Here is a 24,918-nt window from a genome sequence, read left to right on the forward strand (position 1 = left end):
TTCTTCATATGAAGAACTCTTAAAAATTAAAAACCTATTGCGAAGGGCCACCATCGCTTGGTGGAAGTGTATTAGATTTTGTACGTTCCAATTCTTGTAATTGATAATCAGTCAGTTTCTGCGATGGGTTGTTTTTTGGTCTCGTTAATCCAATAATAATAAATACAACTATCATACCTACAATCACCCATATCATTATTAAACACATCCTTTGAATAATAATTTCTCATTATTTTATTATGTGTGTTAAAATATCCTTAATGAAATTTTATTCCATATAAAACCTATTAATCCTTCTTTTGTTAAAATATACTGTCGTTAAGTTAAAAAAGTGAAGATCCCCATCAAATTCAGATCCGAAAAGAATGAGCGATGTGGTACGGGAGGAGATTCATCGTCAAGTCAATCGTTTTGTACAATCTGACACACAAGTCGTATGTGAAAAAGGGGCATAAATGAAGTGCATGTAAAAGTAGTAATTGTAGACATATAACGGAGAGAAGGAGAGGAATATGAAAGCTTTACTGGTTACAACTAGGTTCATACCCATGTTGTTTGTAAGCATGACAGCTTGTTCCAAAGAAACTAACAAAGCAATTGATAGAAAGGAATATTATTGGGGGGCTTAAGTGAATACACATGGTAAACTTTAACTATTGATGGTTGGTATTTGTATATTACTTTCCTTTTTCATCAATGGAAAGTATGCAGGCATGTTCCTGTAATAGTCAGTATACTTTCGATAACCGGGGTTATTTTTGCTGTCCTATCAAAAAAACGGACGAATATCATTCTTGGTGTAGTTCTAAATAGTGCTACATTGGTTTTCTTTTTCTTTTTGTTGCTGGCAATGGGGATTGGTGAAGTATAATTGGACAATATAGACCAAATTAACGACTCAGATATGGGTCGTTTTTTCTATGCTACTTTTAATGATTTCATAATGGTTTGTGTTGGATTTTGGTAAACGGAAATAAGCATCTGCTCCAAACGGTTCTCAAATGTTATTTGCTTTTCGATTTCGAGCTGTGGGAACCAATAAAAATAACTGTATAACGTTAATGGCTCCATTCCTAATGGAAACAATTTTTAAACCGATTCAAAGGTATCGCAACGAAATAGCTCGACCACTACCTAGCCTCCTTTTGTTTGTGGATAGTGTGAATGGAATCTGCAAAATCTATCCGTAAGAACTTTACAGGAGTGAGCGTTGTGAAAAAAGTTATTGTTTTCTTTGTAATTGTATTCATATTTGCTGCAGATAACTTGGTTTATGCTAAATCTCCAGAACCAAAGGAAATTAAACCATATACAGAAGACTGGTACGTGACAACAGAAGATATTATTCGAGACATTATTTTTCCAGCTATTGATAAAAGGGTGATACAGGAGTATGGTGGAAGAGAAACTTCTGGTTTTGGTTGGCAGCAACAGAGGATTGTAAATATTGTGTATAACAACAATCACTCTTATGATATTTCCTTAAAAATTCAAGTTCCAGAACGAAACGATGGACCAATTGAATTAAGAGAAGATCTGGTAAAAGTAAGAGTTTCTCCATCTTGTGATAGTCCTAAAATTGTGTGTAGTCACGGCTTTCATGTAGAAGTATTAGAATACCAGCATCAGTAATAGGAAAAACGTTATCTTTAATCGTTAGAACCTTGTTTATAGCAACGCTTGGTTTGTTGAACAAGAATGGGAGACCTCTACAAATTTTTATTAGAAAGCAAGTGTTTTGATCGGGGCTTACATCTACTTGAAATTCTATAAAATGTTACATATGATAATAGGGATTGGGTAAGAGGAGAGTAGTTAAGAATTGTGTAGGTCATTCTGTACCACAACATGACCACATATTACTGTAACGTTTATGATCCACTTTCATCCCTCCGTACGTAATAGACAGCCATGAGTCTTAGCTTCTTTGATACATATAAGAACTTACGTTTGATTTATTGTAAAATAAAACGCGTCATGCGTGCAAGAGTTGCTACGGTAGACGTTAGTGGAATTTTATCGCGTATAAGGAATGAAAACAGAGGGAAGTAGCGTCTTCTGAGCGCTATTGACTCATACTATATAAAAAAGCAGGGAAAAGAGGTATCGAGAGTGATAAAGGAGAAATTCAAATGAACGGGTTAGAATGGACACAATATAAAGCTAATTTCGATGCCGAGCCGCACAAAAAATTATTAGAGCAATACCATCATGTATTTCGTGCAGTGGATGGAGAGGCCGTGTATGAAATGACAAGTCAAGGGTGTACGGTAGAAGAAATCCGGAAGTTGCTTGCAAGCTTTCATTCTACTACAAACCCATAACAAAAACCAGAAGCGTGTAAAATGTACCCTATAGGGTAGACAATTTAGAAAAGGTCTACCTGTAGGGTACATTTTTGTATAAAAAGCTTATAGTTCCAGTAAGAAATAAACTAGATTATTTTTAGGTCAGTCAACTCAGAATAAAGGGTCTTGATTTGGCTAATTTGTCAATTGCTGAATCGCCTTGCGCCCGCTACGCATAATACAACAGCTACATTTACTGCTACAAGCGACAAGCCCACTTGTTCATGTAGGAGTATGGAGGCAATCAGTAGTCCGAAAAAGGGTTGAAGAAGCTGTAGCTGTCCCACTGCGGCTATACCGCCTTGAGCGAGACCGCGGTACCAAAATATAAAGCCGATAAACATACTGAACAGAGATACGTAAGCGAGGCTTAAAAAAGAGGGAACGCTGATATCTGTCCACGAGTTCGGTGTGAAATAAAATGAGAGCGGTAGCATAAGAGGAAGCGATAAAACGAGAGCCCAAGATATCACCTGCCAGTTTCCTAGCTTGCGTGAGAGACGAGCTCCTTCTGCATAACCTAGACCGCATACGATGATGGAAGCTAGCATGCATGCGTCACCTATTGGTGAAGACGAGCTTCCCTGGATTAGAGCGAATCCTGCTACGAGACAGCTGCCTATCACGGAAAAGACCCAGAAAGCCGGTCGAGGGCGTTCACCGCCGCGCAGTACACCAAATATAGCTGTTGCGAGTGGGAGAAGTCCGACGAAAATAATGGCATGCGCAGCCGTCATATATTGAAGCGCCAAGGCTGTCAACAATGGAAACCCAATGACCACACCGAATGCTACAATTAAAAGCGGAATGATGTCTTTTCTCCCAGGGCGTTGTTGCTGAAAGATGAAGAGAAGCACTCCTGCTAATACGCCAGCTATGGCACCGCGGCACACAGTTAGAAATAAAGGACTAAAATCGACCACAGCCAAGCGTGTGGCAGGCAGTGATCCGCTAAAGATAAGTACACCTAAAAACCCATTGGCCCAGCCACTAGACGATTTGTTCATTGCAATCTCTCCCTAATATATTTCTTGATTAAATCAATAAATAAATTTTTATCTGAATCGTTCTTTTCGCTCCATTTATGGATTACAATAAACTCTAAATTGACAATGGTCTTTTATCAATAGCCAGTTATCATAAAAAAATACATGCCAGTTGGGAGGGGGATATAAATGGATATCATCCCGTTTTTAAATCGGAATCTGGCGCTTCCTCTTTATCAGCAGCTCTATCAGTCTCTTAAAGAAGATATACAACAGGGCCGCATTCAAAAAGGAATGAAGCTTCCTTCCAAAAGGCTGCTTGCAAGTCGGCTTGTTATCAGTCAGCAAACTGTGGAGCGCGCCTATGAGCAATTGGCTGCTGAAGGCTATATTATAAGCAAACCAAGAAGCGGCTGGTTTTCTGATTATGATTATTCTGACCTTATCCATGTCCACGGATCCAGCAGATTATCAGTTAAACGAAACGTACAAGAAAACGAACAATTCATTGATTTTCATTTCGGCAATGTGGATTCTACACAATTTCCTTTTTCTGCTTGGAGAAAAAGCATGGTTAATAGCTGGGATCAGTACGGTCATCAGCTGTATCGACCAGGTGATGTGTTAGGAGAGCTCGAACTAAGAACACTTATCGCGGAGCATCTGTATCAATCGCGCGGCGTTAATTGTCTTCCTGAACAAGTTGTTATAGGTGCTGGCACCCCTATTCTTCTGCAGATCTTATGTCAAATGTTTGTATCGGATATTTCCATAGGTTATGAAGATCCTGGATCTCCAAGAGCAAGAGAGATTTATGAAGCCAATCACAAACATATTCTCCCTATCCCAATTGATGAGGAGGGAATTTGTATACAAGAGATTCAAAAGCAACACCCAAGTATTGTGCATGTAACACCCTCTCATCAATTTCCTCTCGGGACCATCATGACAATCAACAGGAGAATGCAGCTGCTTACATGGGCGAGAGAAACGCAGTCGTTCATTATTGAGGACGATTATGACGGAGAGTTTAGATACAGCGGACAGCCTATTTCATCTTTACAAGGGCTTGATCAGCATAATCGTGTCATTTATATGGGCACTTTCTCCAAATCAATTCTTCCGTCGCTGCGTATTAGTTACATGATTCTTCCTCTGTCTCTTTTAGAAAAAGGCTATAATATTACTTCCATGTATAAACAAACGGTGTCTTGTCATAGTCAATTGACGCTGATTGATTTTATGAAAAGCGGAAGTTGGCAAAAGCATATTAACAGAATGAGAAAACTGTACTGGAAGAAAAGAGAAAATCTACTGGAATCTGTACAAATTGAATTAGGAAAACATGTGAGGATTTGCGGAGAAAACTCTGGACTTCGAATCTTACTTAATGTTTACTTGCCATTTAGTGAACAAGAGCTAATCGAGAGGGCTTTAGAATACGGAGTGAAGATTTATCCTGCCTCCCTGTTTTACAAAAAAGAACCACCTACAACCACTGTCTTGCTCGGTTTTGCAGGCGTTTCGGAGAGCTGCATACGAGAGGGAATAAAAAAGCTAAAAGCTGCTTGGGGGATATAAGTCGGTTTCATCATGCTAAAGGGAGAGTTGAATAAAAGAAACCTGTCTTCTACTACGAAACACTTTAACTGCTTTTGAATTTTCACACCATCTGTAATAAATGTGCAATAGGTATTGTGAGAACTATATTTTGGTATGAGACCTTAATTACTTAGGAATTCATTATATGTATAAAGCAAAAAAGAGCTAGAATTCTAGCTCTTTTATTATTAATTCTAGATATACATCACTTTCATTATGTAAGAAGGGCATATCAAATATGTTGATAAAATAAAGGTATTATGATAAAGTAGTATAGAAACATTACTTTTTTTAAAAAAACATTAATACCCTAATTCAATCATACTAAAAAAACTTGTTTTAGTCAACTCTTATTTTCATTTTTTGAGGAGTGAATGCTATGAGCAAAGAAATTCGTCAGGAGCAAAAACGATTAGATCATGTAATGGCAGTTATTGCGGATCAAACAGGCCGACTAGAGAAGGAAACACAACAGCGCCGAAAAGAAGTGGTTGATATTCGCAAGCACTTTTGGGATGATCTTAAGGTTAATACGGACACGTTTGACGATTATCTTGAGACGGTCATCGGGTTAAGACAGCAGGCGCAAGCTCTTTCTGTAACTCAGGGTATTCACAGACATGCCTTTCATCGTCTTTCTGTGCTACATCGCATGCAAAAATCTCCTTATTTCGGTCGAATTGATTTTGTAGAAGAGGATGCTATCCCGGAGCAAATATATATCGGCATCGCTACTCTTACGGATACAAGTGGAGAAGAATTTCTTATCTACGACTGGCGTGCGCCAGTGGCCAGTGTTTATTATGATTATGGGCCTGGTCCAGCCAAATATGACACGCCAGAGGGAGAGATTCATGGTACGTTAAAGAAAAAGTGGCAATATATAATCCGTAATGGTGTGGTTGAGTCTCTATTTGATACGAGTTTAACTATAGGAGATGAAATTCTGCAGCAGGTGCTTGGTAAAAGCACGGATAAATATATGCATAACATAGTGGCTACTATTCAACAGGAGCAAAATCACATTATTAGGCATGACCACGGTCGATTACTGATTGTGCAAGGGGCAGCCGGTAGCGGTAAAACGTCGGCGGCCTTGCAGCGGATTGCTTACTTGCTTTATAAATATCGGGACAGGTTAAAAGCTGACCAAATTATTTTATTCTCTCCTAATCCCATGTTTAACAGCTATGTAGCTAATGTTTTACCTGAACTTGGTGAAGAGAACATGCAGCAGGTGACGTTTCAGGAGTATTTGAATCATAGGTTGGGGCGTTCATTTCAAGTTGAAGATCCTTATGAACAATTAGAATATGTATTGACTGCAACAAACGCCCCTTTCTATCAAGCTAGGACTGCGAGTATCAAATTTAAAGCATCCACTCAGTTTGTTGAGATTATTAAGGCATATAGACTATCTTTAGAAGAATCCGGTATGCGATTTAAGGGAATTAAATTTAGAGGGAAACCAGTTGTTACTGCCCGTCAAATATCCGAAAAATTCTATAGCAGTGACAACTCACTTAGCTTTCAAAACAAAATAGAAAAACTGAGAGAATGGCTGAGCGAAATGGTGGATGAAATGGAGAGGGTAGAGCAAACAAGGTCATGGGTACAAGAAGAAATCGAGTTATTGAGCAAAGATGAGTATCAAAGGATATATATTTACTTACAGAAAAAACAAGGTCTTACCAATGAAAGTGTTGGCGATTATGCGCCAGTTCAAGAGCTTGGGCAAGTATTATCAAACGAAGTTGCGGAAAGCGAACTCGATGACTATGAAAAAGAGCATAAAGCGCTTCGACGTATGATTGTTCGAAAAAAACTAAAGCCGTTGCGCACATGGATACGAGCACTTCGGTTTATTGACTTTACGCGCATATATAAACAGTTATTTACGAACCCAAGGCAGGTTTCGTCATGGACCTCTAGGGAAGTGCCCAAGGAGTGGGAAGATATTTGTATATTAACGACAAAGGTGCTCGACGAAGGGAAGCTGTTTTATGAAGATGCAACACCCTTTTTGTTTTTGAAAGAATTGATGCAAGGATTCCACACAAACAATCTAATTAAACACGTGTTGATAGACGAGGCTCAGGATTATTCACCGTTTCAGTTCGAGTTTTTAAAGCGGTTGTTTCCAACAGCAAAGATGACTGTACTAGGAGACTTCAATCAGGCGATATTTGCGCATGCCAGCGAGAAAATTGATTTTCAGATGCTAACCAATTTATATGGTCCAAGTGAAACGAATATCATCAATCTGACTCGTAGCTACCGGTCTACACGGCCTATCACAGAATTCACACGAGAGCTTGTGCCTGACGGTGAACACATTAATACTTTTGCACGAGACGGAGTAAAGCCTATATTAATGAAGGTGTCTAATCATACAGAGCTGCATCGTTACATCATTTCTAAGGTCATAGAGTTACAGAAGCGCGGTTATCATACGATTGCAGTTATATGTAAATCCATTGCAGAAAGCACGGCTGCATACGAAGCCTTAAATAATATTGAAGCAATCAAACTTATTAAGAGCGGTTCAGCTGAATATGAACAAGGGGTTCTAATTATACCTGCGTATTTAGCAAAAGGAATTGAATTTGATGCAGTTATTATTTATGACGCGTCAATGCAAGTATACGGAAATGAGAGTATACGCAGATTATTTTATACGGCTTGCACTCGTGCTTTGCATGAACTGTATCTCTACAGTGTAGGGGAGCCAAGCCTATTTTTGCAACATGTTGGATCTGAGAAGTTGCTTCGCGATAGAACGAGAAATTGATTGTATATAAATGATTGGGTTTGATAATAGCGATCTTTTAGTAAAGTACGAATCACATAATAACCTTCTGTTTCACTGTACACAGGCTCATGTTATAATAAGATGCTTAACATAACTATAATTTTTGCTTATTGTTACGGAAGCTAGAAGCCTCCGCACAGCGAAAAGATACGGAGGTAGTAGACAATGAATAAAAAATGGACAATAGATAAAATTAAAGAGTTTGTCGAGAAGAACTCTGAAAGCAAATTGCTGACAACAGAATATCGTGGCTTTTCACAAAAGCTGCTATTCAAATGCGCATGTGGCAATAACTTTGAAAAAACATTTACGAAGTTCAAAAACAATAACCAACGCAAATGCGATGTGTGTCAGCCGCCTAAACCATCGCGCTAAACGTATGAAAGTGTCCAGCTCTCTAACCATAGAGCTGGGCACTTTTTTTGAAGGGCTCACCTTTATAGTTTAGAAAGAATTGTTCTTTTCTGTTTTATGTTATTAATTACCATGGTATAATATGGTTTTAAAGAAGCGGTTAATAGAGTACTATGAATGAAAATACAAATGGGAGAGGATATAGATGGATTACATTTCATTTCATATATAAGAAGCATGGTAGGACATGAGAAAGTGATTATGGTAGCGGCAGGAGCACTTGTGCTTGATCGTGAAAAGCGCGTGCTTCTCCAAAAGCGCGCAGATAATGGGTATTGGGGGCATCCTGGCGGCTTTATGGAATTAGGAGAAACCGTTCAGGACACAGCAAGAAGAGAAGTATTTGAGGAAACTGGACTTCGTCTTGGTAAGCTAGAATTCTTCCATATTTACTCAGGTCCTAAATACGAAAAGACACTTGCCAATGGCGATCAAATTGCGCAGGTAAAGATTGTCTTCATATGTAAGGAATTTGAAGGGGAATTGCAGCGATCAAATGAGGAATCCCTTGACAACCGCTTCTTTCCGTTAGATAACTTTCCGGAAAACTTGCTTCCTGTTCACAAGGAGATCTTTGATGCATTGCTTGTACAAGAAGGATTAGCGCAGGCTAAAGATGTGTAGATACATAGTTTAGTAGCAAAGTCTAGTTTATAAATTCTGAATACTTTGTTTTTTTGTCAATTCAGTATTACAAGCTGTTTGTTGACGAGGAAACAGATGGTGTTTCCTTGCGGTATAAGCGTATGTTAGCAAATTTGTAATAAAAAATGAAAGTAAGCGCCTGAGAAAGGCGGATGAAGATGACTGGTAAAAATAATATTGCTGTAATTACAGGAGCCAGTGATCCTAGAGATATTGGAACGGCTATTTGTCGTAAACTAGCTTCTCGTGGCATTCATATTTTCTTTACGCATTGGCATGCAGAAGCTGCATGGATTCAAGTATTTCAACAAGAGATTATGAATATGGGTGTCTTATGCGCTCATATGAATATTGATTTGGCTGACAAACATGCTGCTTTTCACCTATTAGATACTGTGCAAGAAAAGTTAGGCGTTCCATCTACATTAGTTAATAACGCGGCATATTCGATAAGCAGCAGCTATAAAGAGTTAGATGCCACAACATTGGATGAACATTATGCAGTAAATATGAGATCTACTTTTCTTCTTTGTACAGAATTTGCTCGTCGCTTTGAAAAAACTGGTTTAGCAGCAGGGAGGATTATTAATATGACATCTGGTCAAGAGCTAGGATCGATGCCTGGTGAGTTAGCATACGCAGCAACTAAAGGGGCTATTTCAGCCTTTACCAGGTCGCTATCGCAGGAGCTGGCGCCATTAGGAATCACAGTTAATGCAGTTAACCCTGGGCCGACAGATTCAACTTGGATGAACAATGAAATAAGGGAACATCTATTACCTAAATTGCCTATGGGCCGCATTGGTGAACCAGAGGATGTGGCAAAGATTATTGCGTTTCTTGTGAGTGAAGAAGACCAATGGATGACAGGGCAGGTGATTCACTCTGAGGGCGGTTTTATTCGAGGGTGAATTACAGGTTCAGTAACAGCTGTACTGATGTATAATAAAATCAGTACAGTCTTTTTAGGTAGAAAAAATGTACACAAATAGGACATTCGTATAGTAAGGAATTGGGGGATAAAAAGATGCTATCAATTTCTAAGGTGTTATATGTCTAGCACAGCTTATGGAACAAATCGGAGTTATATTTCTCAGGAAAAACAAAAACAGCTATACAAGCGTACGTTACTCATTGTAAGTATTTCGCAGGTGTTTGGCGGAGCGGGATTAGCTGCTGGCATTACTGTAGGTGCGCTTCTTGCACAGCAAATGCTTGGGACAGATGCAGTTACTGGCATTCCATCCGCTTTATTTACCCTAGGATCGGCAGGAGCTGCTTTACTGGTGGGAAAACTTTCTCAGCGCTATGGTCGCCGTATAGGACTTACGACTGGCTTTATGATAGGTGGAATTGGAGCAATTGGTGTCGTGACAGCAGCTGTATTGGAGAGTGTTCTTCTACTATTCGTCTCGTTACTTATTTATGGTGCTGGAACAGCGACAAATTTGCAAGCTCGTTATGCAGGTACGGACTTAGCAAATGATAAACAACGAGCCACTGCTGTGAGTACGGCTATGGTGTTTACAACGTTTGGTGCAGTTGCGGGGCCTAACTTAGTAAATACAATGGGCAGCTTCGCCTTATCTCTTGGTCTTCCATCACTTTCTGGCCCGTTTATATTATCAGCAACAGCCTATCTTTTAGCAGGCTTTATCCTTTTTGTTATGCTTCGCCCGGACCCATTAATTATCGCAAAAGCAATAGAAGTTTCTAACCAAGCGTATAGTCAAAAAGGGTATTCACACACGGATCAGCTTGAAAATAACAAGGGAGTAATAATGGGTGCAACCATGATGGTCCTTACGCAAATTGTCATGGTTGCTATTATGACAATGACACCGGTACACATGAGACATCATGGACATGGTTTAAGTGAAATAGGTCTTGTTATTGGATTTCATATCGGCTCAATGTATCTTCCATCACTAGTTACAGGAATTTTGGTGGATAAGATAGGTCGTATTACGATGGCTGTTGCTTCTGGCGTTACGTTGCTTTTGGCTGGTTTACTAGCGGCGATTATCCCTGGTGATTCTGTTATCCTTTTAGTAATTGCGCTTTCTTTATTAGGATTAGGGTGGAATTTTGGCTTGATAAGTGGGACTGCTTTACTCATTGATTCAACCAAAGCTTCAACGCGAGCTAAAACACAAGGTACGGTGGATGTTTTAATTGCGCTGTCGGGTGCTTCAGGTGGTGCCTTGTCCGGAATGGTTGTAGCTCATGCAAGTTACTCGGCATTATCGTTGGCCGGAGGGCTGCTAGCTTTATTGCTCATTCCAGTCGTGTTCTGGTCTCGAAGGGAGAATAATAACACTATATAAGGAATGTTTGCTTTGTTAGCTGAATGGAATGAATGTTATAGAATTAAAGCATTAGGAGGGGATTATGTTAACTAACTTACATGATTACTTAAAAGATATTATGGTTCATATACCTGCGGGACAAATTCGCTTGCGAGATTTTCGAAACGAGCAAAAATGGATTAGTTCAAACTATAAATTTGGAATGCCTGGTACTAGAAATAATTTAAAGGAAATTGTATGGGATGTAGAGGTAAAGCAATTTTACCTTGCCAAATATACAGTAACAGAAGAGCTGTATGAAGCAGTGATGGGCTTCTCAAAAACTGGAGGGCGCCAACCGGTTGTCAATATATCTTGGTTAGAGGCGGTGTATTTTTGCAATGTGTTGTCTGAGGCACTTGGATATGAGAAGTTTTATGGGGTGGATGATGAAGGTAAGTTGGTCACCTGTCATACAAGCAGCAATGGTTTCCGTTTACCGACCGATGCGGAGTGGCAATATGCATGTCAGGCATCATCAACGGGATATCGGTATGATAACATTACTAAAATTGCTTGGTATAAAGATAATTCTCATGGACAAGTACATGAGGTTGGTAAGAAACAGCCCAATGCTTGGGGCTTATATGATATGATTGGCAACGTTTGGGAATGGTGCTGGGATTTATATGATGAAGAAACGTTTGGTGATTATAGAATCATTCGTGGAGGAAGCTGGGCAGAAGAAGAACGCGGCTGTGGAGCTACTTGTCGCCGAAAAAGCATGCCGGATTTTTCTATAGACGACATTGGTTTCCGAGTTGCTAGGAACTGTAATAAGGAACAGTAGATGGAGTGTTTTGTATGAGAACGTGTATTTTATTATGAATAACTGTTCTTACCGGAGCTCATCTTGTCATTGTGAAAGACAAGATGAGCTCCCTTCAAAGATAAGTAAGGAAAACATAAAATAGTGGCTAAGAAAGATGGAGCTGTATATTGAAACTATCCACAATAGATTCAGGAGATAATGACATGATTCAAATTAGAAAAGCGATACGTGACGATTTAGAAAGCTTAGTACATATTGATTTTGAGGTTATAGGACGCAGTAGAGAGGAAAAATTATTAGAAGCCATAAAAGAAGATAGATGCATTTTGGCACAAATAGAAAAGCAGAATGCAGGTTTTTTAATTTATCATAAGCACTTTTTTGAACAGCTGTTTATTGATTTGATTATTGTACATCCAGCGTTACGAAAAAGAGGTGTCGCAAAGGCTTTGATAGAGTATGTGGAAAATGCTTGTACATCAAAGAAGATTTTCTCATCAACGAACAAGTCTAATGAAAGTATGCAACATGTGTTTGATACACTTCATTATAAACAAAGTGGCTATATTGACAATTTAGATGAAGGTGATCCGGAAATTGTATTTTATAAAGAAATTAGCTCTTTGAAATCATCGGAGTGATATTTTTCAAACAAATAATTTTATTATGTAAACTGAAGGGTGTAAAAATAGTACGCTTACAATTATTGTGCAAGATGCTGACGATTGTTACATTGACAAATATAGGATTCTTTCTTACTCTTTAAATAAAGGGGGTGTCATGATGGCAAATATTTTATTGCCAGAAACTTCAGTGTCCCATGCAAAGTCTGATGTTAAAAGGGCGATCCTTTTGCATGGGTAAGAACAAAGAATTTAGATCGCCTTAGGTATTAACGCAGGCTTTGCACCTTATTATTTATCTTACAATAAGGAGCGGGCAAACCGATGAAATATGTAAAAGCTGCGGCGGTATTACCTGAAGAGTTACTGCAAGAGCTGCAAAAGTACGTACAAGGGGAATTACTGTATATCCCTAAACGAAAAGAAAATCATGAACAATGGGGCTCGCGCTCAGGCGGGCGCAAGCAATTGGATGAAAGAAATGAAGCGATTCGACTGGCCTATAAGGGCGGTAAGCATATAACGCAATTATCACAGGAATACTTTTTATCGGTGGATACAATCAAACGAATTGTATATGCACAGTAATCAAGGTAGCGATAACTCGTGTACGAGTTGTCGCTTTTTGGGTTAAATTCATTTATAAATCGTATTTGCATTAGCGTAGGGGCAAAAGGATTTCCTATAATATAGAGGAGAATGTCGGCTGTAAAAGGAGTGGAAATAATGCATACATGTATTAGAAGTGATGAGTTTAATTTTATTAAGATGCAAATACGCAATATTGTAAATGGATATGCAGCGTCAAGTGATAAGGATGTTCTGCAAGCACTTGTGTCTCTAGTAAAAGAGCGTGTTTTAGATGTTTGTCATGATTTCAACGAAGAACAGATGAAGCTACTGCATACGATTGAAGAGATTCGAGATAAAGAGGATGCAGAACGATTTTTCCTGCAACTTGCACCTTATGTTAAACCATTTCCAGAATTGACAGAGCAGGGGTTAAAAAGGGTATTTCCAAAGGTCAAACGTCTTAAAAAGCCCGACCTGGCAGGGTGGAATTTACAAGAAACTTCATACATTAGCTGGGATGATAAAGGGTCTAACCAAAGATATATCATCGCTGTAAATGAGGATGGACTTGTTGGGGTAAAGGGCGTATTTACAAGCTCACATCAGAAGGGGATATGTACGATCTGTAAACGTCATGCGGAGATCGGGATGTTCATCTCTGAAGTAAAAGGATCGGTTATGGGAACCTATACGAAGCGAGGAAATTATATCTGTCAAGATACTATAATATGTAATCAAAACATAACATCTTTAGAGAATTTGAACGACTTTGTATCGCGACAACGGAGCTAAAAAATAATAATATAAACCCTCGTCCTACATGTTAGGGCGAGGGTTTTAGTATGTATAAGTATCAAACGCATTACATTTACATTCACAAACTGTTAATCTAACGCAGGAAAACGAAATAGGAAATGTATACATGTATTCTCTATGCTTGGACAAATTATATGGAAAAGACAGCCATAAGTGGAGGTACAGTCATGGAGAAGCATCAAACAGGAACTAGTAAAATGCCGCAATATCCTGAGCCCTATTGGAGAACTAGTTTGGACATTCCGTCTTTCCCTAAACTAGATCGGGATATAGAAGCCGATGTAGCAATAGTTGGTGCGGGAATTTCTGGAATTATAACCGCCTATTTACTTGCACAAGAAGGGCTAAATGTTGTTCTTTTAGAGGCAAGTACTATATTGAACGGAACAACGGGTCATACTACCGCGAAAATTACTGCGCAGCATGATTTAATTTATGACGAACTGATTCATCATTTTGGGGAAGAAAAAGCTAGGCTATATTATCAAGCTAACAGCGATGCTTTGCAGTTTATTAAAAATATGGTTAACGAACATCAGATTGAATGTGATTTTACGGAAGAAGATGCTTATATTTATGCCAATACAGGTGAAGGTGTTAAACAAATACAGGTGGAGTATGAAGCCTATAAGAAGCTTGGCATTGTGAGTGAATACGTACAAAGTATGCCGCTGCCACTTGAAATGCAGGCAGCCATTGTGATGAAGCAACAGGCTCAGTTCCATCCCTTGAAGTTTTTACTTCAGCTTGTTCAAGCTTTTGTAGGAAAATCAGGCATTATTTATGAGAACACGACAGCTGTCGATATTGAAAAAGGGGAGCGGCCGAGCGTTATCACAAGAGATGGTTACCGGGTCACCTGCAACCATATAGTATCCTGCTCGCATTTTCCCTTTTATGAAATGCCTAATTTATACTTTACACGCATGTATGCAGAACGTTCATACGTGCTGGGTGTAAAGACAGAAAAAGCCTTCCCAGGCGGTATGTATTTGAGTGCGGACTCTCCGAAGCGTTCGCTGCGATATACGAACGTCAACGGAGAAAAGCTTGTTTTAATTGGAGGAGAAAGCCATAAAACGGGGCAAGGAATATGTACAATCAAGCACTATGAAGCACTAGAGGCCTTTGGTGAGGAATCATTCGGCATTACAGAGATTCCTTATAGATGGTCCGCTCAAGATTTAATTACCTTGGATAAAGTCCCTTACATTGGTCGTCTTTCAGCTGATGAGTCGAATATATTTGTTGCGACAGGATACAGGAAATGGGGGATGACAAACGGAACTGCAGCGGCTTTGTTATTAAGAGATTTGATTGTAGGAAGAGACAATCCATATCAAGAGCTGTATAGTCCGTCTAGATTTCATGCTGATCCGAATATTAAAGCCTTTATTACGACAAACATTGATGTGGCGAAGCATTTGATTGGCGACAAGATAGGGATTGTGCGTAGAAGTCCTAGTGACTTGAGTAGCGACGAAGGAGCCGTTGTTAATGTGAACGGAAAAAGAGCCTGTGGATATCGTGATGAGAGCGGGCACCTACATATTGTGGACTCTGCGTGTACTCACATGGGCTGTGAGCTTGCATGGAACAGCGGAGATCGTACATGGGACTGTCCTTGTCATGGTTCTAGGTTTTCAGTGGATGGCGATGTAATTGAGGGACCAGCGGAAAAGCCTTTAAAGCGAATAGAACTGGAGTAAGAGGTGTGTAATAGCATATTTCCTAAGCATGACGGTTACAAGAGAATGGCGCTACTTTTATTAAAAGGAAGTGGAAAGCATGCAACTAGAGACAGTGAAACGTTTTTTTGAACTGAGTGAACAGTTCAGTACCTCGCCAGAAGATTATAAGCCATTGTTGCATCCAGACATTGAGCAGACTGAATTTCCAAATTGGATTACAGATCGCGTCGTGGTCAGTAATTGGGATATGCTGCTGCAAAGAATGCCCGCCGGCAAAAAATTGCTTATGCAGCAAAAGTACGATATACAAGGTGTGATTGAATCGGGAGATGTTGTAGTGACAGAAGTAATCTGGACTGCAGAGGTGGCTACGGACGTAGGAGTGTTTCGGATGGGGCAAAAATTAAAGGCTTATTTTTGTTGTGTATTTGAATTCAAAAACGGAAAGATATTTCGGCAACGAAACTACGACTGCTTTGAACGATTCTAACTATCAAAGCTGTAGTGAATAAGCAAAGTGAAAACATAATTCAGCAAATCAAGCTAAAGCAGAAACACATATTGTTAGATGCTGCAGAACAATAGGAAACTAAGATCAGAAAGAAAGCGGGAGTTCACAAGTGTGAGCTCCCGTTTTTAAATCATCATAAAGTGTCTGGTATAGATGTGCGTAGCCTAAGGTTTGTAGTCGGAAATCTTATTTGTTAACACCGGTGGTCCCAACTCTTCTGTTTTAGAGTTGGATGGGCGTACTTGAATTTGTACATTTATCATTTTAGCGGTAATAATGTCAATTTTCCCAGACCAGGTCGGAGCTTCTTCGGGTGAAGAATACAATTTGAAACGCCAGCTGATTTCATCTGGTATAAACGCAAGTCCCTCATATCCATTCTAAAAGATTGTTGTTTTTAGATAGGTTTCTTCGTTTCAGGTTGGTTGGAGCGGAAGGTGCGAGACGCCTGCGGGAGCAGCGGGTCAGGTGAGACCCCAGTAAGCCGAGAAGGCTCACCGCACGCCCCGCGGAAAGCGAGCAACCCCGAGCTGAAATCAACCACTCCCCACTACGTGTTACATAGCAACAAAGATTGGGAAAACAGTCATTATTTTTTATTGATACTTTACTCACAACGCAATTACCTTATGTACTGTCAACCTTGTTTGCAGGAATTAATCGCCAAAGCGAGAATACAAAGAGAGGTTATTTTCGTGATGAGTTGCACTATTGTTTGAAGGAGGTTTATATGAAGATTCTAAATGCTACACAGATGCAGCAGCAGGTTGCATCACACCCTGAGTTTTCTGGTGTGATTACAATCGAACAGGCAGGAAGCACTTTATTTGAGCACGCACAGGGCTATTACAATCGTTCCGAAGGGCTCCGCAATACCCTGCAAACTCGCTTTGGTATCGCTTCTGGATGTAAATTGTTTACTGCAATTGCTATATGCCGCTTGATTGAACAGGATTTATTAGCATTTGACACAAAATTAAAGGATTGCTTACCTATAGCGTTTCCCCATATAAATGGTGATTTGACAATTCATCATTTATTAACGCACACCTCAGGGATTCCTGACTATTTTGATGAAGCAATAATGAGCGATTTTGAGGATTTATGGCAGGAATACCCCATGTATACCTTGAAGCGTCCTTCAGACTTTTTACCGATGTTTCAGCATGGCCGCATGATGTTTGAACCAGGTGAACAATTTCATTACAACAACGCTGGCTTCATTGTGCTTGGAATGATTATTGAGCAGGTGACCGGAGCGCCTTTTTCTACGTATATAGAAGAACATGTGTTACGACGCTGTGATATGTTTGATTCCGGGTACTTTTCACTAGATTGTTTGCCGAAAAATACTGCGTTTGGGTATATTGATGAAGATGGCGGTGCGTGGCGTACGAATATATACTCCATTCCCATTCAAAGTGGTGCTGATGGGGGGGCTTATGTAACGGCGCCGGATATGACGAAATTTTGGAGAGCTTTACTTCGCTATCAAATACTTAGCGAGGCATCTACGAAGCTGCTTTTAAAGCCGCATGTGCAGGTGAAAGAGCATGTGTATTACGGGTATGGCATTTGGATGAAGATAGAAAATAAGCATGTGAAAAAGTATCATATTATGGGATACGATCCGGGTGTTAGTTTTCACTCTGTCGTTTACCCTGCATCTCAAACCATACTATCGGTGCTTTCAAATAAATCTTCAGGTGCATTTCAAATGATGAATATAGTGGAGGAACAATTACAGGTATGATAAGTAGGATAAAAAGTCAAGCAATTATTTTATAGGTATAGAATAATTGACTGTAGACAAATAGGAGAGGAACAGATGAAAGATAGATGGGTCATGATACTATGTTTGTTGCTGTTGACGGCCTGTGGGGAGCAACGGCATGCCGTAATTGAATGGGTGGACTTTATCAAGTGGAACAATGAGCAATACCATGGGATTTCAACAGGAACGCTGGCTGATCCAAGTTTAATAGGTGAGGAAGTCGGAAAAATAAAGTTCCGTATCAGCGACAATATTCATGACCCGGAATATAAAGCCAAAAATGGAGACGCAGCCTTTTTAGAAGCGGGTACGGTGCTGTATCAGGTAAAGGGTCATCCAGAATTGCTTGCAGTAAAGGACACTAAAAAAGTGAATGGATATTGTATATATTATAAAGATAAGTCTCTAGAGAACTATAAGTGGCATTATAAAGATATGCCAAAGCAGGAAGTACAGAAAATAACGGTGTACGCACGTGATAACGCAAACATACAGTTCATCCGTGAGATTACAGATCCAAGTGAAATAGAGAGAATGTTTAGCTTGCTAGAGGAAGGGCATGTGCAGGAGGTTGCGATCAGTGAGGAGGCTAAGGAATATGAAGTTAGCTTCTATACAAATGAGCCAGTTGCTTATACCTACTCCGTGTTTCAAAGTCAGGATCAATATTACTGGATGCCATGGGAGCAAGAGGTTTTGCCTGCTGAAATAGGAGAGTTCCTACAATAAACGCCATACAACTCGCCATCTTTCAAAGAGAAAGGTGCTTGTTCCCTTTCATTAAAGCATGTTTCTTTGTTATTCTCCCTACTGATAGGAATAGTGAGCTGGGGATGTTTTTTGTTAATACAGACCATGCTTTGGTTAAGTTAATGACTGAATTTTCTTTCTTTTAATGTTATAATATGTATAAAGGATTGTGTAGGGGGCCATCATGAAAAAATTTCTAGGAATTATTTTTACTATTTTCATTGAGGCAATGCTTGTATATGGTTTAACGAAGGTAGTCGGCTGGAAATATGAAGATCTTGCCTTTTTTGTGGGGCTTCTGTTTATTGTTATTACGTATTTCTTCAGCAGTAAGGGTGGTTTTTCTAGTAATAGTCTGCGCTTACAGGCGCAGGCACAGAGCGGGATTAAGGTGGATGAGGAGGAATATGAATTTCGAGCGAATGCGGTGTTCATTGGTTCTATTGTGTATACGATACTATCACTTTTCTATGTTATCGCAGCGTATTGGAAGTATTTTGCGTAAATAAATAGGGGTTAAAAATCAGTTTTTTTGAAAAATTCATTGTATATCTGTTTCTCCTCTGGTAAAATCATGTAAAGATTTGGAGGGATACATATGATACAATATCCAGCTTTAAGACATCGGACGCTTGGTGTTACTGCTCCTTCTTCAGGTGTACCAAAAGTGCTACATGAAATGTTTCGACTTGCATGCCGGCGTATGGAGGAGCGAGGTTTTCGAGTTGTATGCGGTGATACAGTGTGGACGCAGTATAAAGCAAAATCCGCTGATGCTAAACAGCGTGCTGACGAGTTTAATCGTATGATACGAGATCAAGAGACTACAATTATTATACCCCCTTGGGGCGGGGAATTACTTATAGAAATGTTAGAGTACGTTGATTTTAAAGGACTGCAGCCAAAATGGGTGCTAGGCTATTCTGATACGAGCTTATTGTTGCTGGCGCTTACGCTACAGACGGGTATAGCAACAGCGCATGGTACAAACCTCGTCGATTTGCGTGGTGAGCTCGTTGATGAAACAACAGCGATGTGGGAGCAGGTTGTTACGACAACAACTGGCGCATCAATTGTACAACATTCATCGAAACGTTATCAAAAAGAATGGAATCATGAAAATCCTTCACCTTGTGTATTTCATTTAACTGAGCAAACTGAATGGAAAACAATCACAGGAGACGATGTACATATAGAAGGTCGCTTGCTTGGAGGCTGTATTGATGTGATTCGTCATATCATTGGTACGCCTTTTGGTGATATAGCCAAATTTCAAAAAGAGCATATTCATGATGAACCGATTGTGTGGTATTTTGAAAACTGTGAATTGACTACGACTGATGTACGCCGAACGCTTGTACAGATGAAGCTAGCGGGATGGTTTGAGAACTGCAGTGGTATTTTGTTTGGCAGAAGCGCTGCGAACAAGGAAGTTGGCGGATACACTATTGAGGACGTGTATCGTGATTTACAAGATGAACTGCAGATTCCGATTGTCTATGATGTAGATTGCGGTCATGTGCCGCCGCAAATCACATTTGTAAACGGCGCTTACGCCGAAGTACAGGTAAGCAAGGGAAAAGGAACTGTTATACAGCATTTTAAAGCTTAGTATGGAAAAGGTCTTCTGATGAGAATGAGGACCTTTTTCGTTTATATAAAACGTAAGAGGAACACTCTGAATTGAATAAGAGGTAGAGAATACGAAACCAATTCTGTATAAAGGACGGAGAATATAAACTAATATCAAAGGAGTTCGTATGTACGCTATCATTGCATTATTTGATAAAGAAACACATCAACAAGTAATACGTATTTGGAATGAATTGGCTGGTTTACAGATTTCTCACTATGCAAAGGAGATAGAAAACAGACAGCCGCATATTACACTTGCAAGCTACGACAAGTTAGACGAAATCTCATTTATCAAAAGAATGGATATGTGTTACCAAGCGACACAGCGTGTACCGATTACACTGTGTACAATTGGTACATTTATATCCTCTGGAGCACTGTTTTGGGCACCGATACCGACGAAGGAGCTCCTGGACTTTCATAAACGGCATCATGATTTGCTGAGTGGTTTCGCTGCTGAGGAACCTTCTCTATATGAACCTGGACGCTGGGTGCCGCACTGTACGATTGCCAGCAGGCTAAAAGCGGACAAATTGGCGGAGGCGTTGTTGTATTGTACAAATAAGCTACCTGTACAGAACGCTTTTCTAACAAAGCTGGCGCTCATTCGCACTGAGAAAGTAAACGGAAAAATAGTAGCAGCACCAATAATTCAGGAATGGTCTTTAAAGGAGAGAGCATGAAGCGAAAGTATGGAGATCGAGCAGATTGGTCACGCATTATTAGTAAAGATTATCGAGTGTATGAGCGAAATACCAGTGTATTCACCGGTATAGTTTGTGAACTGTTTATCAGAGAAGTACGCGAGCCGCTTTGGATGCTGCAGGGAAATCGAAAGATATGCGTGGCAGATAACGGTTATACGTGGCTGCAGTATTTTCCAAAAGGAAAGCCCTACACAATTACTACTATGCTGGATGCTAATCGAAAAGTTGTACAGTGGTATATTGATATTTGCGAATCTCACGGTATTCGTGCAGATGGTGTACCGTGGTACGATGATTTGTATTTGGATGTGGTGTGTTTTCCTGATGGAGAAGCGGTGTTACTAGATGAAGATGAATTATGTGATGCGTTAGACGCAAATCTCATCACAAAAAAGCAATATGATTGTGCAGAGAAAACAGCACAAACTGTGCTCCGTATGTATCAGAATGGAGAGCTACAAGCGTTGCTAGATTTTACATCTGTTCCGTCATCGGTTCCATATGCCTTTTGTAAAAAAATTACGGCATGCTTTGGGGAGAAGGGCACACAATGGCTGATGCATCTAGATGATACGGTTCATACGTACGAGGAAAAATGGAGCCTTTATATAGGTGAACCAATATCAAATTTGTCTTATAACTATGTATTGCGCGCACAGATACACGGCGGAACACCGGTCATTTTAAAGCTAGGTATCCCTGGTCATGAATTTAATAACGAGGTTCAGACGCTACAAATCTATGAAGGTAAAGGATGCGCTCGGTTGCTTCAGGTAGATGCGGCGGGTGGTGCGATGCTTTTAGAATGTTTGGAACCGGGCGTAATGCTGCGAGAGGAGAAGGATGAAAGAACAGCCCTGTTACATTATGCAGAGGTGTGGAAGGCTTTACGCCGTCCATTACCATCACATATGTTAGTTCCAAAAGTAGCTGATTGGATGAAGGGGTTGGATCGTTTTTTACAAAATCAAACAGGAGACGCTACGATTTTAGTAGAACTTGTTTACAAAGCCAAGATGTTTTTTGGAGAAATTATTTCATCAGAGCCTGAAGAGCTATTGCACGGTGACCTCCATCATCAAAATATTTTATATACAAACGAAGGCTGGAAAGCAATTGATCCAAAGGGTTTGGCAGGAAGTCGTTATTTTGATGTTACATCCTTTTTGGTAAACGAGTTAAAGGATGTGAGCAATGCCAAAGCCGTGCTGAACGACCGTGTTTCGATGCTGAGCGAAGAGCTGCAGTTGAATCGAGAGCGGATATTGAAGGCCGGATTTGCGATGGCAATTCTGTATACCTGCTGGAATGTAGAAGAAAATAGTTTAGGGTGGAAGGATACATATGAATATGCAAATTGGTTTTTAACATTTTTGGAGGGATAAGGAGGAGATCATGTTGGAGAGGCGACTTTCTCTCATAGCCGCCAGCTGTCTTTTAACTGCAGGCTGCTTTGAAAAAGAGGTTAATCCTAGACCTGTTAAAACAAGCTCACAAGTACATGTGCCGGGGCAGTTGCCTTCGTTTGTCAAGCTAGAACATACCAAGAAAATTGATTGGAGCAAGAAGGTACAGCATTTCGCCTCTGAAAAAGTAGAACTAACAGGTAATCCGAATAAGTCGGCATATTTAGGGCCGCAGCTACAAGTGAATCAACCAGAAAAATGGATGTGGTTATTTTGGAAAGAGAGCGGAAGTCTGATGACAATAGCAGCCTTTCATAAGAACAGTGGCACTTTTGAGCCCATTTTATATGACGGTACCGAAGCTGCAATTTGGTCACGTAATGGGCTAGGCTCTGCGATACATGGTGCTAATTTACATACACCTTCTAATGTAATGCTTCCAAAGGCTGGAGAATGGGCATTATTAGTTTACATTGATCAAAAGTTGTTTGATGTGCTTCTAATAGATGTGATAGGGTAAAATAAAGTGACGACTGGCTGGTCTCTCACGCCTTTTATTAATTTCTATATCTTAAATGATTAAAAGGAAATCAATATTTTCCGTCTATCTTTTTCTCCATAAATGTTCCCAGCACAACTCCCAGCGTATACGCAAGCAAATCACTCCATAGAAAGCCGTGTCCTAGCACGAGAGCCAGCGGTGTTTGTCGCAGTTCTTGAATCCAATCAGCTTGATATAATTGACTCAGCTCAATGCCATAGCAAAACGATATACTTATCAGCATCATCGTTTTCGTTCGGTAGTGTGGAAACAAAATACCAAATCCAATAAAAATTAGTAAAGCCCATAACAAATCGCCAGCGTAGGTATTCACAAGAGCAGGCAAAGCAAAGCTGGACTTTCGGACAAGCAAACCCAGTCCCATTGTGAGAAACAGAAATAAGCTGTAGTACAATCTGTTACGCTTCATAAATATACCTCCAAATTAAGTAAGGGGATTCTATACAGAATCCCCAGAGTGTTGAGAAACCTAAAAGGTTTCTTAATACTCTGTCCCTAGTTTCAATTTTTATGGAAACTATGTCTGAAATGAAGTAAAAATAAACAGGAATTGCCCTTCATCTGACCTGTTTGGTCAGATGAAGGGCAATTTTTTTCATGTTTTGACAAGCTGCGGTGAGAAAAGCCTGCATTTGGACAGACTCCCGCCCTCGAAAACGTGCATACCGGTAGCCATGAAGTTCTTTCGCATCGGCAAAACTGCGCTCAATTGTAGAACAACGTAGCTTGTACAGACGCTTACCGGCACTTGTCTTTTTGTTGGCGCGAGCCAAGTCCTTATAATCCTCCCAAATATGTCGAGTAATGGTACGCGTTTTTTGTTGTTTAGAAAAACACTTGGGACGAAGAGGACAAGCCGCACAATCATCTGGATTCGATTTATATTGTCGATTTCCATCACGGTCTGTCGTCACATAAGATAAGATACAACCCATCGGGCAAGCAAAGCGATTTGACTCTTTTACATAATGAAAAGAACGTTTTGGTACCTCTTTATTTGTTTTTCCGAATCTACGATATCCCATGACCATAAAAATGTTTTGTTTCGCTAAATTTTTACAAATATGACCTGTAAAGTATCCCGCATCTAGTGCCACAGCTTCTACCTGAAATCCAAAGGTTTTTATTTGCGCTTTAAGACGTGCCAAATACGGCCCAGAATCGGATACATTCCCGGCCGTAATATATGTGTCTGTGATGATATTGTATTTTGCATCGACAGTGCGATGATCGAGGTAGTGAAACCCATTTGGTTTTCCGTCTCTCATTAGAAATCCACTGTCAGGGTCTGTTGTACTAGAACGGATATAAGTAGGTTGTTTGGCTTCGCCTTCCTTTCGAGGTTTTAGTTCTTTTTTCCGTTTGTTTGCCGATCCTCAGTTACAGCCTTTTCTAATTCTTCTAGATAGATTTTGGGCTGTTCTTTTTTTAGCTTTTGTACATACTTATTTTTATTTGCATTCGCCTTTACGTGCGTAGAATCTGTCATTAGAGCGCGACCGCCCACCATGCGGTGGGATTGAGCTTGTCTGACAATCTCTTGAAAGATGTCTTCAAAAATGGTTGTGTGAACAAAGCGAGTACGTCGGTTCCAACTAATAGTAGAGTGATCAGGAACAGGATCTGATAAAGAAAAGCCTAAAAACCACCGATACGCTAGATTCATTTTAATTTCTTTCTCTAACTGACGTTCGGAACGGATTCCATAAAAGTAACCGATAAAAATCATCTTGAATAAAGTGATGGGATGAATGGAAGGACGCCCATTATCTTCGCAGTAATACGGGCGAAGCTTTTCCTCAATAAAAGCAAAATCTATTGTGGCTTCTACAGCTCGTAAAAAGTGATCTTGTGGAACAAGCTCTTCGATTGAAGTCGTAACACGCTCATCTCGGTGATTTTTCAGTGCACCCATCATATCAAATCTCTCCTTCTCTCCTTTT

At 39.9% G+C, this 24,918-nt stretch carries 25 protein-coding genes and 1 pseudogene; 21 read left to right on the forward strand and 5 right to left on the reverse strand.

Going from position 1 to position 24,918, the window contains the following annotated elements:
• Nucleotides 1–34 precede the first annotated feature (34 nt).
• On the reverse strand, nucleotides 35–196 hold the full coding sequence (locus MUG87_RS01310) for a hypothetical protein (protein WP_247084821.1): 162 nt from the start codon (nucleotides 194–196) through the stop codon (nucleotides 35–37).
• 1,016 nt (nucleotides 197–1,212) lie between these two features.
• Here MUG87_RS01310 and MUG87_RS01315 point away from each other — a divergent pair.
• Nucleotides 1,213–1,632, forward strand: a complete 420-nt coding sequence (locus tag MUG87_RS01315; RefSeq protein ID WP_247084823.1) for a hypothetical protein — start codon at nucleotides 1,213–1,215, stop codon at nucleotides 1,630–1,632.
• Between the two features lie 500 nt (nucleotides 1,633–2,132).
• Nucleotides 2,133–2,324 (forward strand): hypothetical protein, encoded by a 192-nt coding sequence (locus tag MUG87_RS01320; RefSeq protein WP_247084825.1) that lies wholly within the window; start codon nucleotides 2,133–2,135, stop codon nucleotides 2,322–2,324.
• 167 nt (nucleotides 2,325–2,491) lie between these two features.
• Here the strand turns inward: MUG87_RS01320 and MUG87_RS01325 are convergent, their stop codons facing one another.
• A complete protein-coding gene (locus tag MUG87_RS01325; protein ID WP_247084827.1) occupies nucleotides 2,492–3,355 on the reverse strand; it encodes a DMT family transporter in 864 nt (287 codons plus the stop codon).
• Between the two features lie 168 nt (nucleotides 3,356–3,523).
• On the opposite strand from MUG87_RS01325, the gene MUG87_RS01330 reads away from it, so the two are divergent.
• The 12 genes from MUG87_RS01330 to MUG87_RS01385 all read left to right on the forward strand — a co-directional run bounded on the left by MUG87_RS01330 (nucleotide 3,524) and on the right by MUG87_RS01385 (nucleotide 16,120).
• Entirely contained in the window at nucleotides 3,524–4,915 is a 1,392-nt protein-coding gene (locus MUG87_RS01330; RefSeq protein ID WP_247084829.1) for a MocR-like pyridoxine biosynthesis transcription factor PdxR, read from the forward strand.
• A 400-nt stretch (nucleotides 4,916–5,315) separates the two neighbouring features.
• Complete coding sequence (gene helD, locus MUG87_RS01335; protein ID WP_247084831.1) at nucleotides 5,316–7,727, forward strand: RNA polymerase recycling motor HelD; 2,412 nt, start codon at nucleotides 5,316–5,318, stop codon at nucleotides 7,725–7,727.
• A gap of 186 nt (nucleotides 7,728–7,913) precedes the next feature.
• The gene (locus tag MUG87_RS01340; protein WP_247084833.1) at nucleotides 7,914–8,123 is read left to right on the forward strand and encodes a hypothetical protein; all 210 of its coding nucleotides are present in this window, start codon (nucleotides 7,914–7,916) and stop codon (nucleotides 8,121–8,123) included.
• A gap of 156 nt (nucleotides 8,124–8,279) precedes the next feature.
• Nucleotides 8,280–8,786: an NUDIX hydrolase gene (locus MUG87_RS01345; RefSeq protein ID WP_247084835.1), complete on the forward strand. Its 507-nt coding sequence runs from the start codon at nucleotides 8,280–8,282 to the stop codon at nucleotides 8,784–8,786.
• A gap of 179 nt (nucleotides 8,787–8,965) precedes the next feature.
• Nucleotides 8,966–9,718, forward strand: coding sequence for an SDR family oxidoreductase (locus tag MUG87_RS01350; protein ID WP_247084837.1), 753 nt, complete (start codon nucleotides 8,966–8,968; stop codon nucleotides 9,716–9,718).
• 141 nt (nucleotides 9,719–9,859) lie between these two features.
• Nucleotides 9,860–11,134 carry an MFS transporter gene (locus MUG87_RS01355; protein WP_247084839.1) on the forward strand — a complete coding sequence of 425 codons (1,275 nt, stop codon included), beginning with the start codon at nucleotides 9,860–9,862 and terminating at the stop codon, nucleotides 11,132–11,134.
• A 64-nt stretch (nucleotides 11,135–11,198) separates the two neighbouring features.
• Nucleotides 11,199–11,945, forward strand: coding sequence for a formylglycine-generating enzyme family protein (locus MUG87_RS01360; RefSeq protein ID WP_247084841.1), 747 nt, complete (start codon nucleotides 11,199–11,201; stop codon nucleotides 11,943–11,945).
• A 185-nt stretch (nucleotides 11,946–12,130) separates the two neighbouring features.
• Nucleotides 12,131–12,568, forward strand: coding sequence for a GNAT family N-acetyltransferase (locus MUG87_RS01365; RefSeq protein WP_247084843.1), 438 nt, complete (start codon nucleotides 12,131–12,133; stop codon nucleotides 12,566–12,568).
• A 306-nt stretch (nucleotides 12,569–12,874) separates the two neighbouring features.
• Entirely contained in the window at nucleotides 12,875–13,138 is a 264-nt protein-coding gene (locus tag MUG87_RS01370; protein ID WP_124564598.1) for a CD3324 family protein, read from the forward strand.
• Nucleotides 13,139–13,276: 138 nt separating this feature from the next.
• A complete protein-coding gene (locus MUG87_RS01375) occupies nucleotides 13,277–13,915 on the forward strand; it encodes a FusB/FusC family EF-G-binding protein (protein ID WP_247084845.1) in 639 nt (212 codons plus the stop codon).
• Between the two features lie 191 nt (nucleotides 13,916–14,106).
• Nucleotides 14,107–15,648: an FAD-dependent oxidoreductase gene (locus MUG87_RS01380; protein WP_247084847.1), complete on the forward strand. Its 1,542-nt coding sequence runs from the start codon at nucleotides 14,107–14,109 to the stop codon at nucleotides 15,646–15,648.
• 79 nt (nucleotides 15,649–15,727) lie between these two features.
• Nucleotides 15,728–16,120 carry a nuclear transport factor 2 family protein gene (locus tag MUG87_RS01385; protein ID WP_247084849.1) on the forward strand — a complete coding sequence of 131 codons (393 nt, stop codon included), beginning with the start codon at nucleotides 15,728–15,730 and terminating at the stop codon, nucleotides 16,118–16,120.
• Nucleotides 16,121–16,305: 185 nt separating this feature from the next.
• Here the strand turns inward: MUG87_RS01385 and MUG87_RS01390 are convergent.
• Nucleotides 16,306–16,521 (reverse strand): annotated as a pseudogene (locus MUG87_RS01390) (hypothetical protein); the annotation flags it as partial.
• 350 nt (nucleotides 16,522–16,871) lie between these two features.
• Between MUG87_RS01390 and MUG87_RS01395 the strand changes: the two are divergent.
• From MUG87_RS01395 to MUG87_RS01425, 7 genes are all read left to right on the forward strand, one after another.
• Nucleotides 16,872–17,894 carry a serine hydrolase domain-containing protein gene (locus MUG87_RS01395; RefSeq protein ID WP_247084851.1) on the forward strand — a complete coding sequence of 341 codons (1,023 nt, stop codon included), beginning with the start codon at nucleotides 16,872–16,874 and terminating at the stop codon, nucleotides 17,892–17,894.
• A gap of 75 nt (nucleotides 17,895–17,969) precedes the next feature.
• A complete protein-coding gene (locus MUG87_RS01400; protein ID WP_247084853.1) occupies nucleotides 17,970–18,644 on the forward strand; it encodes a hypothetical protein in 675 nt (224 codons plus the stop codon).
• Between the two features lie 205 nt (nucleotides 18,645–18,849).
• Nucleotides 18,850–19,170, forward strand: a complete 321-nt coding sequence (locus MUG87_RS01405; RefSeq protein ID WP_247084855.1) for a hypothetical protein — start codon at nucleotides 18,850–18,852, stop codon at nucleotides 19,168–19,170.
• A gap of 93 nt (nucleotides 19,171–19,263) precedes the next feature.
• The gene (locus MUG87_RS01410; protein ID WP_247084857.1) at nucleotides 19,264–20,277 is read left to right on the forward strand and encodes a S66 family peptidase; all 1,014 of its coding nucleotides are present in this window, start codon (nucleotides 19,264–19,266) and stop codon (nucleotides 20,275–20,277) included.
• Nucleotides 20,278–20,425: 148 nt separating this feature from the next.
• Nucleotides 20,426–20,983, forward strand: coding sequence for a 2'-5' RNA ligase family protein (locus tag MUG87_RS01415; RefSeq protein ID WP_247084859.1), 558 nt, complete (start codon nucleotides 20,426–20,428; stop codon nucleotides 20,981–20,983).
• Complete coding sequence (locus MUG87_RS01420; RefSeq protein WP_247084860.1) at nucleotides 20,980–22,392, forward strand: aminoglycoside phosphotransferase family protein; 1,413 nt, start codon at nucleotides 20,980–20,982, stop codon at nucleotides 22,390–22,392. The genes MUG87_RS01415 and MUG87_RS01420 overlap by 4 nt, the downstream gene beginning before the upstream one ends.
• 10 nt (nucleotides 22,393–22,402) lie before the next feature.
• Nucleotides 22,403–22,933 carry a DUF4871 domain-containing protein gene (locus MUG87_RS01425; RefSeq protein ID WP_247084872.1) on the forward strand — a complete coding sequence of 177 codons (531 nt, stop codon included), beginning with the start codon at nucleotides 22,403–22,405 and terminating at the stop codon, nucleotides 22,931–22,933.
• A gap of 70 nt (nucleotides 22,934–23,003) precedes the next feature.
• Here the strand turns inward: MUG87_RS01425 and MUG87_RS01430 are convergent, their stop codons facing one another.
• Nucleotides 23,004–23,390: a ribosomal maturation YjgA family protein gene (locus MUG87_RS01430; RefSeq protein ID WP_247087422.1), complete on the reverse strand. Its 387-nt coding sequence runs from the start codon at nucleotides 23,388–23,390 to the stop codon at nucleotides 23,004–23,006.
• Nucleotides 23,391–23,532: 142 nt separating this feature from the next.
• Nucleotides 23,533–24,893 (reverse strand): IS1182 family transposase gene (locus MUG87_RS01435; RefSeq protein WP_247081727.1). Its coding sequence is split into 2 segments (ribosomal slippage): nucleotides 23,533–24,332 and nucleotides 24,332–24,893, totalling 1,362 coding nucleotides; the frame shifts between segments, so codons are not numbered across the junction.
• Between the last annotated feature and the right edge of the window lie 25 nt (nucleotides 24,894–24,918).

Origin of the sequence: Ectobacillus sp. JY-23 (assembly GCF_023022965.1) — a bacterium.
GTDB lineage: Bacteria > Bacillota > Bacilli > Bacillales > Bacillaceae_G > Ectobacillus.